The sequence below is a fragment of the Simiduia litorea genome, assembly GCF_042853465.1.
Lineage (GTDB): Bacteria > Pseudomonadota > Gammaproteobacteria > Pseudomonadales > Cellvibrionaceae > Simiduia > Simiduia litorea.
Map to the genome: position 1 here is coordinate 3,319,274 of NZ_AP031497.1, position 13,215 is coordinate 3,332,488.

Consider the following 13,215-nt stretch of genomic DNA (forward strand, 5'->3'; position numbering starts at 1 on the left):
CAGGGCCGAATAAATGCTAACCAACCTATTCGCCGACATCATCGGCGTCACGGGCACAGCGCTCGTTGTGGGCGCGTTCACCCTACTGCAACTGGAAAAAATCCAACCCACTAAACTCACCTACAACCTGATGAATTTAGTGGGCGCGATTTTTTTGCTGATTAGCTTGTGCATTAATTTTAATTTGGCGAGTTTTATTATTGAGCTGTTTTGGATTGCGGCGTCGGTGATTGGGTTGGTGAAGTATTTTCGGAGAAAAGAAGACGCTAGTTGCTAGTCTCTAGCGGCGGGCCATCCCGTTGCTAGTTACAAACTAAAAGCTACAAGCCTCAAGCTGCAAGCAATAACACCCAACAGGGTCCAAACTTCCGTCTTGTAGCTTTAGGGGGGCCGAAGTGTCGGACCAGGGCATCTGCCTTGCGGCTAACATCATTAACCTCACAATTTTCAGGGGCTTTCACCTTCTAACCACCCGACTCTCGTCGCTGTATCCTTTCGAATGAAATTTTTACCAGCATTCGCTATTAAAACTCAAAATCAATGCACTGATTCGCTCGCGCCATTTAGCCGAATCGTCGGACAGGTCTAGCTGCACCGAAGTCCCTGTGGCTTGCCTACAGGATGTAGGTACACTTGCTGGGCAGGACGCCCAAGGAGAGTGTGCTGAAATGGCTGGGTGAAGCGCTTGCAGGAAATGTGCGTGGGTCGATGCATAAAAGCGCGTTTCATGAATCAATGCATTTGCCCCTTATAGGCAGAATCCGCTTACGGTTCAATTTTGTCGTCAATACCCAAAGCGCGATACATGCCTCCGAGGCGCATTGTTTTGCGCCACTTTTTTAGATTTGTGGTAACGTCTTGAAATTAAAGGGAGAGTTGGAACATGTACAAAAGTTCCGCTCTGGATATATACCTCCGAGGCGTAATATATTAAGCCTCGGAGGTATTGAATAAGACTGTTAGCTTTCTAGGAAAATTGGATGACATTGGATGACTTAACCGTAAATTTCTCGCATCTAGATCGAGATTCTTTGTTATCTGATTGGGAATGGCTGTTGGGTGGGGAATACCTACCAATATTACTTTCTGCGTCTGGTGATGCTTTCGTTCAGAGTGTGAATAATGGTCAAGTCTGGTGGCTTGATACTGGTGGTGGCGAATTTACCCAAGTAGCAGAATCACCTGAAGAATTTGGACGTTTATTGTCAAACAAAGATTTTGTAGTCGAGCATTTTGCTGTTCAAATGGTTGGCGACTTAATTCAAACCGGAAAAACACTCTCTCGCGGTCAAGTATACAGTTTATCTAAGCCCTATTTATTGGGTGGATTGTATGAACTATCCAATATCGATCCAACAGATATTGAAGTTCATTTTTCATTAACGGGGCAAATAGCGCAGCAGGTAGGTAATGGCGAAATCTAACAAAGCCATTAATTTCGCTCCCTTCGGTCGCCGGACGCTCGCAAGCTCGCGCCACTTATGGCGGCGTTATAAATTTAATCGATTATAAAAGGAAAAAATATGAATAAGCTGGTCGTATTACTGGTTACCTTGATAGTAAGTGCCATCACGCTCGCGGATGTGACGCCAAAAGGTAAAATATTGCAAACTGAAGGCCATTCAAATCCTGATTGTCGCACAGTTGTTTTTAAGGAAAATTCTACAGGTATTACAAAAGCCTTCCGCATTAAGAACGTTGCTGGCGACGACGATATTTCGTCAGTAATATTAACAGCTATAATTTCTCAAAAAGACGTTACAATATTCTACAATCCAAGTGTAACTACCGGCTGCGGCACTGAACCAAAAATTGACTACGTAACTTTATATAATTAGGCAATTCACAACGAAATTAAATGCACATATTCAGTATTGTTTAAAAAGAAACACTCTGTTCGAGTCAAGTATTTATAACAAGTCGATCAACCGGACAGCTTTGTAAGTTGCGCCTTTTTGGGTTGCTTCGCAAACTAATCCAAAAAGTTACAACTTACAACTGCCAGTTAGCTCGGCGTTATGCACCAAAAAGGATTGAGCATGTCCAAGAAAATGGAAGCTAGTGAACTAGAAAGCCTAGATGTTAATGGTGTTGGTCAAGTTACTCCAGGCATGCAGCTAGAACACCCTGTTTTTGGCTTGGGTCAAGTTGAAGCAATCTTTAAGTTTGTTAAATCCGACGATATAACAATACGTATAAACTTCGAAAAGCACGGTTCCAAGGCGTTGGTTCCAGAGTACGCAAATCTCTCTTTACCAAAGCCTAAAACATAAAAGCCTTCACTTATATCTAAACTATTTGGCAGGGGCAAATAAATGCATAACAAGGCCCATATGGCGGCGTTATTCGAGAGCAATGATTAGACTATTAGCAATTATTCTGGCTTTTACGGCTAGTTCTTCATGGGCCAGAACTGAAATGAAGATTCCATATAAAATTACTGTGGAAGAATTGGAGGATATTGGTATTGTTTATAAGCAGCGCAGTAACGATAAATCCGTAATTTTCGAGTTTGTCATGCCTGAAAACGATCCATGTAAAGCAAGGTATGTGCACAGTATGGTTCCTCGACTTGGTACCGAATATTCAAATCAAGTGAAAGCAACCGTTAAAGATCGGGTGCATTCATTGGAGATTGTGTCTGATTTATTAGATAAGGCTAGCTTCTCAATTATCTGTGATGCTAAGAGTTACAATTTTAAATTGTAAATTGCCTAGTATCAAGTTTGAAGTGCGACAATTACGTTCAATTTCCATAGTACATCTCTTCTGGCGTTTTATAGTTGTAACGTTTTCTGGGGCGACTATTCAGCTTTTGCGCAATAGTGTCACATTGCTGTTGAGTAAGGCTGGCCATGCTTTCCGTTTTTGGCAAGTATTGACGAATCAACCCATTCACATTTTCATTACTGCCGCGTTCCCAAGAGTAATAGGGATTAGCAAAGTAGAATTTGGTGTCGCACCGCACTTCAATTTCCTTATATTGATGAAACTCAGTCCCGTTGTCAGACGTTATTGTTTTAAAATTAATAGGAGCACGGTCAATTAAACTGATCGTCCTTTTGTTAAGTGATCTGGTGGATTTATCTTTTAACTTACCAATCATTACGTAACCGGTCTTCCGTTCTAATAAAGTCACGATACAGTGGTTGCTGCCCCTTCCATGAACCGTGTCAATCTCCCAATGACCCTTAAATCTGCGTGTTTCTACGCTGTCCGGACGCTCACTAATGTTCCGCTTGCTTGCCAGTCTTCCTCTACTGTCGTAGGCTTTGTAGCGTTTGCGTCTCTGTTTTGGTGACTGCCGTAGGTAAATCCATAAATTTCCACCTGCTTCTTTATCGCGCCAGATATATTGGTAGATGGTCTCGTGGCTCAAGCGTCGTGTCATAAGTTTGAATCTGCGCAAATGCCCAACGATTTACTCCGGTGACCATTTTTTCTTGAGAAGCTTTCGGACTAGCGTAAAGTCCTCCTCCGTGTAATGTCTGTTGCGGCGAGACCGCCTGCGTCGGCCACGAGTCATACTATCTGCTTCAAATGGCCGATAGCACCACTTCCTGGGGCTTAAATTGCGGTCTAGTTCTCGATAGATCGTACTTCGGTGTCGACCCATGATTGAAGCGATTTTAGCTATCGGTAACCCTTGTTTTCTCAGTGCTGAAAGGGTATATCTTTCCCCTGAGGTGATCTGCTGATACTTCATAATGGTTTTTCACTTCTTGGCGGGAGTAAAAAAGCCTTTGTATCACAGGTCATCTCTCTTAATATTAAATTTGTCGCGGTTAGTATATGAATTCGGCTTGCATAACAAGGGCATGCAATCTGACTCCGCAACCTGTCACTTTTTGTGCAGCCGGCTAATGAGTGATTTTAATCCATGAAGATAAAGGGGTCGGAGTGAATTAGCTTTTGTGACGGCCCAACAGATCTAGACTTTTCCAAGTCACTCGCAGCTACCACTTAATTCGGAGGATTGGCCTTTAAGGGTTTTACAAGCGCCATGGATGACGCGCGAGCGACCCCGTGCAGGACAGCACTGATGGAGAGGTAAAACCCTTGAAGGCCAAGCCCTACTACGAAATATATGAAGCTGTGGTGCTGGCCTTACATTTAACATCATGAAGCGATTGATGGCACGTCACATAGATGCATTTTTGAGCACTACTGGAATATATTAACGATGATAGACTCTGAAAAATTTTGGGACAAATCAGCGGCAAAATATATTAAAAGTCCCGTTAAAGATGAAGCTACGTATCAAAAGAAGCTGGCAATCACCCGGGAGTACTTGAGGGCAGACTCGACGGTGCTCGAGTTTGGCTGCGGCAGTGGTGCCACCGCCATTTTCCATGCCCCTTATGTGGAGCATGTGGTTGCTACCGATATATCCGGCAAGATGATTGAAGCCGCTGAGCGAAAGGCAAATGAAGCTGGGGTAAAGAATATTGATTTCCGACAGGGTACACTAGACAACCTAAAACCTCAGAATCAACGTTTCGACGCAGTTCTAGGTCTAAATGTACTGCACCTTTTGGAGGATGTAGATGGTGCGATTGCAAACGTTCATCAACTTCTAAAGGAAGATGGGGTATTTATTTCAAGTACATCGCTAATCGCAGAAATTAACTTTGCGTTTCGATGGTTGATCTCTGGTATGCAGCTTTTAGGTTTTGCGCCACATGTCAGCCGCTTTACAAAGAGCCAGCTTATTTCAAAATTATTGAAAACGGGTTTTACGATCGAACGAGAGTGGCAGACCAGCCATGAATCGGTATTTATAGTTGCTAAAAAGTCTAGCTAGCTTAGTAACGCGCCAGCTGTACGTAGATTAACCAGTCGGACGACATTTAAAAACAAGGAACCAATGTGGCACATTCAGTTGAATTAAAATGTTTATGCGGTGGTATAAAAGGAAGTGTCGAAATTATTCCCGAGTCATTCTTTCACGTGCATTGCTTATGTATAGACTGCCAAAATTTCGCTAGGCATTTAAATAACGAAGCAAACATTCTGGATGAGCATGGCGGCACGGAGCTTTTTCAGACCTATCCAGCGCACATGAAAATTACCGAGGGCAAAGATAAGATCGGCTGCCTACAACTAACGCCTAAGGGCTTGTATCGGTGGCACACCACGTGCTGCAACATGCCAATAGCCAACACAATGCGCTCACCGAACATCCCCTTTGTTGGCCTGTCCGTGAAGCTTATGAACTTCTCCAGCGACCAACAAAAATTAAAAGCTCTAGGGCCCGTAACAGTAAAGGCATTCGGAAAATACTCAAGAGGCGACATGCCAAAAGATACTCATGCTAGATTTCCAATATCAGGGATACCAAAAATTTTGGCCTTTATGCTTAAGGGAATGCTTAGAAAAAGGAATAGACCACACCCTTTCTTCAATGACAAAAAGCCGATAGCCGAGATTGATTCAATTTCGTAGCATGCAAGCTCTCAAAGCAGTTCGCCAGAAGACAAAAATTGCTTAGGTTTTAACCGTGATAAAGCCTTTGTTATTATCCAGTCATCAGGGTAGCTCATCGACTTCAAATAGCATCACTGCCGCTAGCAAGGGATATGTAATGGAAGAAGGCACAGCCAACGTCTCAGCGACAAAATGGGACAACTTGTATTTCTATGGATTAACCAAAGCGCCACTCAATCTGGTTGGCTTAAACCAAAATATGACCCAGAGCCTAATTGCCATGATAGGGGTACAAGCCTCAATTAGCACAGGCGCGTTGATTGAGCCGAAATACATGCTAAATAAAAAGGGGCTTACACCCTGGCTTGCGATGCACGCGCTTTTAACAACAAATAGACCAACGCTGTTAAACGATGTCTATAAAGGCACTGCCGCAACGTTTATTCCGAACACCACCGTGGAGCAGATTTTTGTAAACCATATAAATTGGCCTCAAGAACTACTCGCCAAGTATGATATCGAAATAGATGGGTACACTGTGTTTATTTTACCGTTCAGTGTTCCAAAGGGCTCTACCTATACTCTAGCTCTCAGCCAATCAATGAAAGCGCCCGATGGCAGCCTAGAAATTTTTGGCATTGGAAAGTTTAATGAAAATCAACCAGAGACATTATTATCCAAAATTCAAGACACCCTAGCCTTTATAAAAATGCATAGGCCTGATGTTACCGGCAGGTAACGTTAATGCTCATGAAACACCCACAGACCGTAATGGAGCAGACCTCAAAAATGAAAGCTCTCGTGCCAAATAACATTGAAACCGAGCGATTAATGCTACGGCAGTTTCAAGAAAAAGATTGGCAGGACCTGCACCACTACTTTTCCTCTGCAGAAGCAACACGCTTTACCGTTGGCCGTGAATTCACGGAGGGAGAAACATGGCGCACTATGTGCGGGATGATTGGCCACTGGCAGCTCCGCGGTTATGGCCCCTACGCCATAGAAGAAAAATCGAGCGGTAAGGTATTGGGCACTTCCGGATTTTGGTTTCCAAATGACTGGCCCAGCCCGGAAATAAAATGGGCGCTAGCGCCAGCTTACTGGGGAAAGGGCTACGCCAGCGAGGCTGCTGGAGCAATACAAAAAGTAGGGCTTGATCACCTGCCCAACATATCGTTGATTAGCTTGATCCATGCTGAAAATGCAGCGTCCATCCAACTGGCGCTAGCGATAGGTGCATATTTTGAGAAAGCAGTACACTTTCGGAGCGCTAATTGGCATATATACAGGCACCCAAGTAGTATTGAGAATACATCTAAGGCGCCGAAAAGCAGCTAAAAGCCAGCTAAAAAGCAACGCCAGCAATCATTGTCGCCGGCCGCATGCTAGGCGTTACGGCGCGTCACGGTGGTAGCTAAATTTACCTGAATAAAACAAAACCGAAAGCATTGCTTGAGAGCAGCCAATGATGAAAAGCCAATTCTCTGCTCCGTTACGTAAACCTCAAGGCCTAGGCGAAAACGAGCAGTGGGCGTTTGTCATATTGCCGAAAGAGATTAGTGCCCTATTGCCTAGGCGCGGCCGCACCACAGTGGCGGCAAGTATTAACAGCTGCCCGTTTACCGTGTTGCTGGAACCGGATGGCCAGAAAAGCCATTGGCTGCGTATAAGTGCCGAGCTACTCAAAGCCACACACGCCAACTACGGTGAAGACGCGCTGTTTGAAATTGCACCCGTTGAGCAAGAGCCCGAACCGGACCTGCCCGATGACCTTGCTAACGCACTACAAGCGCAGCCAGACGCCCTAGCCATATGGCAAGCCACAACCACCATTGCGCGTCTCGATTGGATTCATTGGGTAACCTCAGCCAAGCAAGCCAAAACCCGCTCCAAGCGCGTTAATGATGCCTGCGACATGCTCGCCTCAGGTAAAAAGCGGGTGTGCTGTTTTGACACCTCGGGCTACTTCAGCAAGGCCTTTAGCGCACCCAAAGCCATTGATTAACCTAGGTTGATGCAGCCCTCCCCTCCTCTCGGGTTCGGACGCCAATTCTTAACACAAGACAGACGCAACCTTGCCTACCAGATCCCACGCCAACGCCAGCCAAAACCTGTAGGTAATAACGTAACAAGGCTAGTAAAACGCCAAGCACTTCAGCGCCTGCCCAAATCTCCGTCGCAACTTAGTTCTATCGCACCAGTTAGTGTCTAGTAGTCGACAAATTCCGACGATAAATTCACCAAAATGTGTATTTTCAGCGAAACCGAAAGATAATACCGGCTCTTTATTTGGGACGAGACAAGGACATGTCAATCATCCTCACGGATTCACAAGGTCGACGCTATCGACTAACGCACGGCTGGGGCAGCGACATCTGCTCAAACAAGAATCTGTTCCGTGGCCCAGGCCAAGCGCAAGCCTTCATTGGCGAGCTGGCACCGCAACAAACCACTGAAATCTATCAGACCTTCTTCGGCAGTACAGACTACCTACCTAGGCACCTGTGCACGCCGCAAGCCAACGCGGGCGCCATCAGTGGGCCAAGCATCGTCAACCAAGTAAGCACCAACAACGACCGCATAGCCGACGCCATCGAGCGCTCGCAGCTGATCATCGAGAAAGACACTAGCCTACAACCCGTCGCCGACGATCGCGCCATATTGCGGGTGAAGATTCGCCAGGCGTTAAATGAAATATTATCCGATGAAAGACAAGAGGCCGCACGCCATCAGGCCTTAATGGATCAAGAGTCTGCACTGGGCAAGAGCCTCATCTACACCGGTGCTGCCATGACCGGCTTAGGCAAAGCGGCTTGGGGGCTACTGTGCTGGGCCAAAGAAGCGTCTGACTTGGTGAACCCCGTCGTGCGCCTACAAAACCGCATCAAGGCGCTCGCCGTTGCCAGCCAAGCAGACAATAAGCTCGAAGTGTTCGCCACCCAATTGCAGAAAGAGGAATGGCGCGAAGTGGTTGAAGTTATCGGCTTCGACCCAACCCAAATTACCCGTGAACAAATGGCGCAAGCCATGGACGCCACAAGCCTCATCATGGATGACGCTACCCTCGCCAGCGACCTAAAAACGTTTAGTTGGAACTACATCAAAGCGCAACATGCCATCGAGCTGACCGAAGCCGGCGGCGCCGCGGTATTTGAAATCATCCTCACGGCTGTTCTCGCAGCCCTAACCGGCGGCGCCGGCGCCATAGCCGCCACCGCCTCAAAAGCCCGGCACATGACCAAGTTCAAAAAACTCGGTCAATTGTTAGTAGACTTTGCCAAAGCCTCGAAAGAGCTAGCAGAACACGCGAAGGAGCAAGCAAAGCGCGCGGCGAAAAGTGTTAAGCGTAGTTTTGATGATGTTAAGACTGGGGACTCGATTAGTGCAGGCGCCACAAATACTCCCAAGAGGCCAAATCGAGTACCGACTGAGAGTGATCCAAAAACCAAGGAAAGTAAAACCAGTAGTGGTGACAAAGAGATATTCAGTGGGCATGGAGACTACAGCGCTACGGATGGAGTAGTAGTTGTTCCTGAAGGTACAAAAATTACGTTTTATTCTGAGCATGGAGCTACAATTACTGATGACTTAGGAAACGCTATTGAACAAAATCAGGATTTATCAAAGGTCTATAAAAAAACATATGAAGCGGGGGATGCAATACCAAACTATGCACTGTATCCGGGAGATGATTTAAACATTACGGGGAATCCAACTACAGTAAAAGATAGAACTCTTCTTAAAGACTTGCTAAAGCCTGATCAGGGAGATTGCCACTGGGCAGCCTGTACTTACGATGCATCAGCAGACGCAAGTAATCGAGTGTATGACATCGATGGTATAATTGATGAAGATCTCGAATCCTTTATTACAATATATGACTAGGTAAATTCTTGTGACCAGAGAAAAATTCGATAATGCTGTAATTAATGCGTCAATAAGCAAGAGCGATGACGACTATACAAATATTTTTAAAGATGCAAAAAATTTTGAAGTGCTTTTTAATTTGAAAGTAAACTCTAAGACAAATGAAAAAAGTGTGCCTGTTGTTTCTGTCGGAGATGGGTTGAAGGCAATAGTATTTCATACATCACCCGAAAATAAAGACCTGGAAAAGCCGTTTGGTGGCATGCCCTTAGATAAAGCACTAGAAATGGCCTCAAGAATGAACAATATTGAAGGCGTTGTCATTCAAAGCTCACAAAAATATTGGATTGCAATCACAATTACAAAGGTGCAAGAGATACTGCTGAACCTCAAAGTAGTGGATTAATATTAGCTCGGTGCCAGGTCGCTAGTAGCTGAATGCATAAATATTTTACCTTATGCTGATCCAGGCACCAACCGAGAATTTTTTTCTGTTTTTTTGTCAGGCACTCAATAGCAATTTATGGCCGTATAATGCATGAAAACTTTCCTGCAACGCTAATAATCTCTATTGCTCGAATAATACCGTGGATACCCCACTAAAACTCACTAGAAATCGGCGGTTTTTACAGCTGCCTAAAACTGCTCTAGAATACAGCATCAAACGATTAGGGAATTGAATAAGCACTGTGAACACAAGAAATACATACCTATGCTCAATTTAATTCTCTGAAATCATCACGTCTGCTGTAACCGCGGTGCTGACCAGCGGAGAGCAAAAAAGTTGCCAGTAATACTGCAGTCATTATTAATGCGTCAATGATACGTTTTTAAAGCCGATATTGAACTGTTCTAGCTTATCGCTAAATTCGAACCGCCAATTTTTCAGTCAATTATTGCCCAAATGGAATTTATAAAATCCAAAGCATTATCCTGAAAAAATCCTCGTCTTGAACTACAAGCAGGCCAGTCATTCACCTATGGAATAATCGCTTCAAGGGAGTTTTGCTCACCTACAGAATTGGCTCTGAAGACATTTCTAGACGACGTCACCTATGCTCTTTACCGTGAAGATTTTAAAAATCAATAAACCCAAATAAGAATCCGTAAATTAGGTAGAAAAATGTCTAAACTCGTAAACCTGATCTAACAATAGAAAGCAGGCAAGAGTATATGACGCTGAAGATTACGATAAGACGATAGATCCACAGGGAGGAATAGTTCTGATGAAAACCCTGAGTCCACTTAGCGCTCTATGCATAATATACAATAGTGCTTCGCAAACCACGCAAGGCCTTAATCCAAATCCTTTATGGCAATAAAGGCCTCAGCAACAGGAAAATCCCGAGCTCTCCCGTTTGTCGCCAATGAATGAGTCACCAAAGACACTAAAGAGACCTTGGCAAGAAAATGACATGACTCTATGCTCGAAACGCCTGTTAGAGCCGAAAATGGTTACTGCTTACCCTTCACCATATTGTCCTAGCCCGCTCACCTCAGCAGCCGTAAGCGCCCGCCACTCGCCTTCAGCTAACTTAGAATCTAACACCACATTGCCAATGGCAAGCCTATGTAAACTCAATACTGTAATCTGGAAGTGACCAAACATGCGCTTAATTTGATGGTAGCGACCTTCGTGCAGATAGAGATCTACACATAGGGGGTCGGTAAAGGAGGTGCGAACAGGACGAGTGATGATGTCTTCAAATCCGAAATGCATTCCCTTCGTGAAAGCAGCGACGATATCCGGGGTGATAGGCTTGTCCAGCGTTACGCGATAGTGTTTTTCCACACCTGACGCGGGATTAGTTAACCGGCGGGACCAGCGGCCGTCGTTGGTAAGCAGAACTAAGCCGGTTGAATTGAAGTCTAACCGGCCGACTAAATGCAGTTCAGCCGCACAATCGGCAGTGATGAGGTCAATGACGGTTTTGTGCTTGTGATCGCGGGTGGCGCTAACGATACCTGGCGGCTTATGTAGCTGGATATAGTGCGGTTGCCTATTCTGCAATAGGCGACCAGCCACGACCACTTGGGTAAACTCGCCGACAAGTTGTTGAATATCTTTGGCGCATTCACCATCAAGAAATACTTCCCCGCGCGCCAACAACAATTGAACCTCCGCCCGCGCAAGTGACAGCGCCTTTTTCAGGTATCGATCTAAGCGCACACTAGTGGATTTCATGCAGTCTATTTTGTCCTGTTCTTACTGAGGTTGGCGCGACAAAAGATTAATCGAACCCGGCTTGACATTGATCAACACAGGCTTCCCCCTTACCGCTATTATCTAGGCTGAAACGAGTTTTACATAAGCCATCGATCAATTTGCCTTTGGCTAATAGACAAATTAAGACGGAGCTCGCCAATGAACATTGTATTTTTTAGTGCGAAAAAATACGATCAAGAAAGCTTTGAAACGATTAATAAGCACTATGGCTTTGAATTGCGTTTCTTTGATATCCATTTGAACGCTGAAACGGCCCCTGTCGCCGCTGGCGCCGATGCAGTCTGCGTCTTCGTCAATGATCAACTCGACGAGGCCTGCCTGACAGCCTTGGCAGCGCAGAATATTTCCTTGGTGTTACTGCGCTGTGCCGGATTTAATCAGGTGGATAGAGCCGCAGCACAACGGTTGGGCATAACAATCGCACGGGTACCCGCCTACGCTCCTGAAGGTGTGGCAGAACACGCCGTCGGGCTAATTCTCGCGCTCAATAGAAAACTCTGCAAAGCTCACTCGCGCGTGCGCGAAACCAATTTTTCACTGGATGGTTTACAGGGTTTTAATTTACACGGCTGCCCGGTGGGCGTCGTGGGCACTGGTAAAATCGGTGCCGCCTTTTGCCGGATCATGTTAGGTTTTGGCTGCGATGTCTATGCCTTTGATACCATGCCAGACTCGGCGCTTATTGCTTTAGGGGTAAAGTATATTTCGTGCAATGAACTTTTTACCAGCGCTCGTATTATCAGCTTGCACTGCCCGCTGGTGCCAGAAACCTACCACATCATCAACAACGAGGCACTCGGTCTTATGCCCCACGGCGTTATGTTGATTAACACCAGCCGAGGCGGCCTGATTGATACGCCGGCGGTGATTCAACACCTTAAAACCGGTCAGGTAGGTTACCTTGGCCTAGATGTGTACGAAGAGGAAGGCAATCTGTTTTTCAATGACGAGTCTGAGCATATATTACAAGACGATGTATTCGCGCGATTACTTACCTTTCCCAATGTATTGATTACCGGGCATCAAGCATTTTTAACCCGCGAGGCTCTACACAATATTGGCGAGACGACATTGAATAATGCCAAGCTGGAATTTAACGGTAAAAATTGCGGAAATCGACTGCCTATCTAATGCTATTCACCTGCTTACTCCGACTCTCCACATGACACTTTAGGCAAGCTCATAAAACCAACAAAGTTCGTTTCGAGTTGATTTGCCTCCGCCCTTGCTCCACTCAACCGCAGGAGTTCTATCGCGCACTCTACAGTGCAAAGGCCATAAGCCTTCTGATTGCGGCGCAGACGAAACTGCGACGGGCGCTCACGCGCTAGCTCTAGGCGCGGAATATTTTGCAGATAGGGGCTTTGATTGAACATCTTCTGCGCCTGCTGCCAGGTTGCATCAATAAGCACAACCACGGGATTGTCGGGCAAGAGTACTGCTAAGCGATTGTAAGTATCGCCCTGCTGCCGCTCCTCCAAACACGTCAACTTGTGCCCTTGCGTGCCGAGCAATGGATAAACCAAACAAGTTTTTCCATCGTTAATATCTGCTAATAAACTGGCATCCGGTGCTTTTCTAGCCCAGATAACGGTGCGCGCACTTACACCTTGGCACCCAGCCAGCAACTGCCCAGTGTTGGACTTCTTTTGCAACTCGCGCTCATGACATAACAAAACGAAATTTATCGGCAA

General features: G+C 45.7%; 15 protein-coding genes and 1 pseudogene. 13 read left to right on the forward strand and 3 right to left on the reverse strand.

Going from position 1 to position 13,215, the window contains the following annotated elements; genetic code table 11:
• Nucleotides 1–13: 13 nt before the first annotated feature.
• The 5 genes from ACGHTT_RS14715 to ACGHTT_RS14735 all read left to right on the forward strand — a co-directional run bounded on the left by ACGHTT_RS14715 (nucleotide 14) and on the right by ACGHTT_RS14735 (nucleotide 2,709).
• Complete coding sequence (locus ACGHTT_RS14715) at nucleotides 14–277, forward strand: hypothetical protein (RefSeq protein ID WP_390591603.1); 264 nt, start codon at nucleotides 14–16, stop codon at nucleotides 275–277.
• Between the two features lie 703 nt (nucleotides 278–980).
• Entirely contained in the window at nucleotides 981–1,424 is a 444-nt protein-coding gene (locus tag ACGHTT_RS14720; RefSeq protein WP_390591605.1) for a T6SS immunity protein Tdi1 domain-containing protein, read from the forward strand.
• Nucleotides 1,425–1,523: 99 nt separating this feature from the next.
• Complete coding sequence (locus ACGHTT_RS14725) at nucleotides 1,524–1,838, forward strand: hypothetical protein (protein ID WP_390591606.1); 315 nt, start codon at nucleotides 1,524–1,526, stop codon at nucleotides 1,836–1,838.
• Between the two features lie 201 nt (nucleotides 1,839–2,039).
• Entirely contained in the window at nucleotides 2,040–2,273 is a 234-nt protein-coding gene (locus ACGHTT_RS14730) for a hypothetical protein (protein WP_390591608.1), read from the forward strand.
• Between the two features lie 82 nt (nucleotides 2,274–2,355).
• Nucleotides 2,356–2,709, forward strand: a complete 354-nt coding sequence (locus tag ACGHTT_RS14735; RefSeq protein WP_390591609.1) for a hypothetical protein — start codon at nucleotides 2,356–2,358, stop codon at nucleotides 2,707–2,709.
• Nucleotides 2,710–2,746: 37 nt separating this feature from the next.
• Here ACGHTT_RS14735 and ACGHTT_RS14740 read toward each other — a convergent pair.
• Nucleotides 2,747–3,706, reverse strand: a pseudogene (locus ACGHTT_RS14740) (IS30 family transposase).
• A 468-nt stretch (nucleotides 3,707–4,174) separates the two neighbouring features.
• On the opposite strand from ACGHTT_RS14740, the gene ACGHTT_RS14745 reads away from it, so the two are divergent.
• The 7 genes from ACGHTT_RS14745 (at nucleotide 4,175) to ACGHTT_RS14775 (ending at nucleotide 9,700) form a co-directional block, all read left to right on the forward strand.
• Nucleotides 4,175–4,804, forward strand: a complete 630-nt coding sequence (locus ACGHTT_RS14745) for a class I SAM-dependent methyltransferase (protein ID WP_390595062.1) — start codon at nucleotides 4,175–4,177, stop codon at nucleotides 4,802–4,804.
• A 65-nt stretch (nucleotides 4,805–4,869) separates the two neighbouring features.
• On the forward strand, nucleotides 4,870–5,445 hold the full coding sequence (locus ACGHTT_RS14750) for a DUF6151 family protein (protein ID WP_390591610.1): 576 nt from the start codon (nucleotides 4,870–4,872) through the stop codon (nucleotides 5,443–5,445).
• 139 nt (nucleotides 5,446–5,584) lie between these two features.
• Nucleotides 5,585–6,166 carry a hypothetical protein gene (locus ACGHTT_RS14755; RefSeq protein WP_390591611.1) on the forward strand — a complete coding sequence of 194 codons (582 nt, stop codon included), beginning with the start codon at nucleotides 5,585–5,587 and terminating at the stop codon, nucleotides 6,164–6,166.
• 11 nt (nucleotides 6,167–6,177) lie between these two features.
• Nucleotides 6,178–6,765, forward strand: a complete 588-nt coding sequence (locus ACGHTT_RS14760) for a GNAT family N-acetyltransferase (protein ID WP_390591612.1) — start codon at nucleotides 6,178–6,180, stop codon at nucleotides 6,763–6,765.
• Nucleotides 6,766–6,892: 127 nt separating this feature from the next.
• Entirely contained in the window at nucleotides 6,893–7,432 is a 540-nt protein-coding gene (locus tag ACGHTT_RS14765) for a YdeI/OmpD-associated family protein (protein WP_390591613.1), read from the forward strand.
• 302 nt (nucleotides 7,433–7,734) lie between these two features.
• Nucleotides 7,735–9,312: a putative adhesin gene (locus ACGHTT_RS14770; RefSeq protein WP_390591614.1), complete on the forward strand. Its 1,578-nt coding sequence runs from the start codon at nucleotides 7,735–7,737 to the stop codon at nucleotides 9,310–9,312.
• Nucleotides 9,313–9,322: 10 nt separating this feature from the next.
• Complete coding sequence (locus ACGHTT_RS14775) at nucleotides 9,323–9,700, forward strand: hypothetical protein (RefSeq protein ID WP_390591615.1); 378 nt, start codon at nucleotides 9,323–9,325, stop codon at nucleotides 9,698–9,700.
• 1,056 nt (nucleotides 9,701–10,756) lie between these two features.
• Here the strand turns inward: ACGHTT_RS14775 and ACGHTT_RS14780 are convergent.
• Nucleotides 10,757–11,479, reverse strand: coding sequence for a pseudouridine synthase (locus tag ACGHTT_RS14780; RefSeq protein WP_390591616.1), 723 nt, complete (start codon nucleotides 11,477–11,479; stop codon nucleotides 10,757–10,759).
• A gap of 180 nt (nucleotides 11,480–11,659) precedes the next feature.
• Between ACGHTT_RS14780 and ACGHTT_RS14785 the strand changes: the two genes are divergently transcribed.
• Nucleotides 11,660–12,652: a 2-hydroxyacid dehydrogenase gene (locus ACGHTT_RS14785; protein ID WP_390591617.1), complete on the forward strand. Its 993-nt coding sequence runs from the start codon at nucleotides 11,660–11,662 to the stop codon at nucleotides 12,650–12,652.
• Between the two features lie 14 nt (nucleotides 12,653–12,666).
• On the opposite strand, the gene ACGHTT_RS14790 is transcribed toward ACGHTT_RS14785, so the two are convergent.
• The gene (locus ACGHTT_RS14790; protein ID WP_390591618.1) at nucleotides 12,667–13,215 is read right to left on the reverse strand and encodes a tRNA-uridine aminocarboxypropyltransferase; all 549 of its coding nucleotides are present in this window, start codon (nucleotides 13,213–13,215) and stop codon (nucleotides 12,667–12,669) included.

Coding starts and splice junctions, on each gene's coding strand:
- ACGHTT_RS14730 (WP_390591608.1), top strand. CDS start 2,040: ATGTCCAAGAAAATGGAAGCTAGTGAACTAGAAAGCCTAGATGTTAAT.
- ACGHTT_RS14780 (WP_390591616.1), bottom strand. CDS start 11,479: ATGAAATCCACTAGTGTGCGCTTAGATCGATACCTGAAAAAGGCGCTG.
- ACGHTT_RS14765 (WP_390591613.1), top strand. CDS start 6,893: ATGATGAAAAGCCAATTCTCTGCTCCGTTACGTAAACCTCAAGGCCTA.
- ACGHTT_RS14770 (WP_390591614.1), top strand. CDS start 7,735: ATGTCAATCATCCTCACGGATTCACAAGGTCGACGCTATCGACTAACG.
- ACGHTT_RS14725 (WP_390591606.1), top strand. CDS start 1,524: ATGAATAAGCTGGTCGTATTACTGGTTACCTTGATAGTAAGTGCCATC.
- ACGHTT_RS14760 (WP_390591612.1), top strand. CDS start 6,178: ATGAAACACCCACAGACCGTAATGGAGCAGACCTCAAAAATGAAAGCT.
- ACGHTT_RS14755 (WP_390591611.1), top strand. CDS start 5,585: ATGGAAGAAGGCACAGCCAACGTCTCAGCGACAAAATGGGACAACTTG.
- ACGHTT_RS14720 (WP_390591605.1), top strand. CDS start 981: ATGACATTGGATGACTTAACCGTAAATTTCTCGCATCTAGATCGAGAT.
- ACGHTT_RS14735 (WP_390591609.1), top strand. CDS start 2,356: ATGATTAGACTATTAGCAATTATTCTGGCTTTTACGGCTAGTTCTTCA.
- ACGHTT_RS14715 (WP_390591603.1), top strand. CDS start 14: ATGCTAACCAACCTATTCGCCGACATCATCGGCGTCACGGGCACAGCG.
- ACGHTT_RS14785 (WP_390591617.1), top strand. CDS start 11,660: ATGAACATTGTATTTTTTAGTGCGAAAAAATACGATCAAGAAAGCTTT.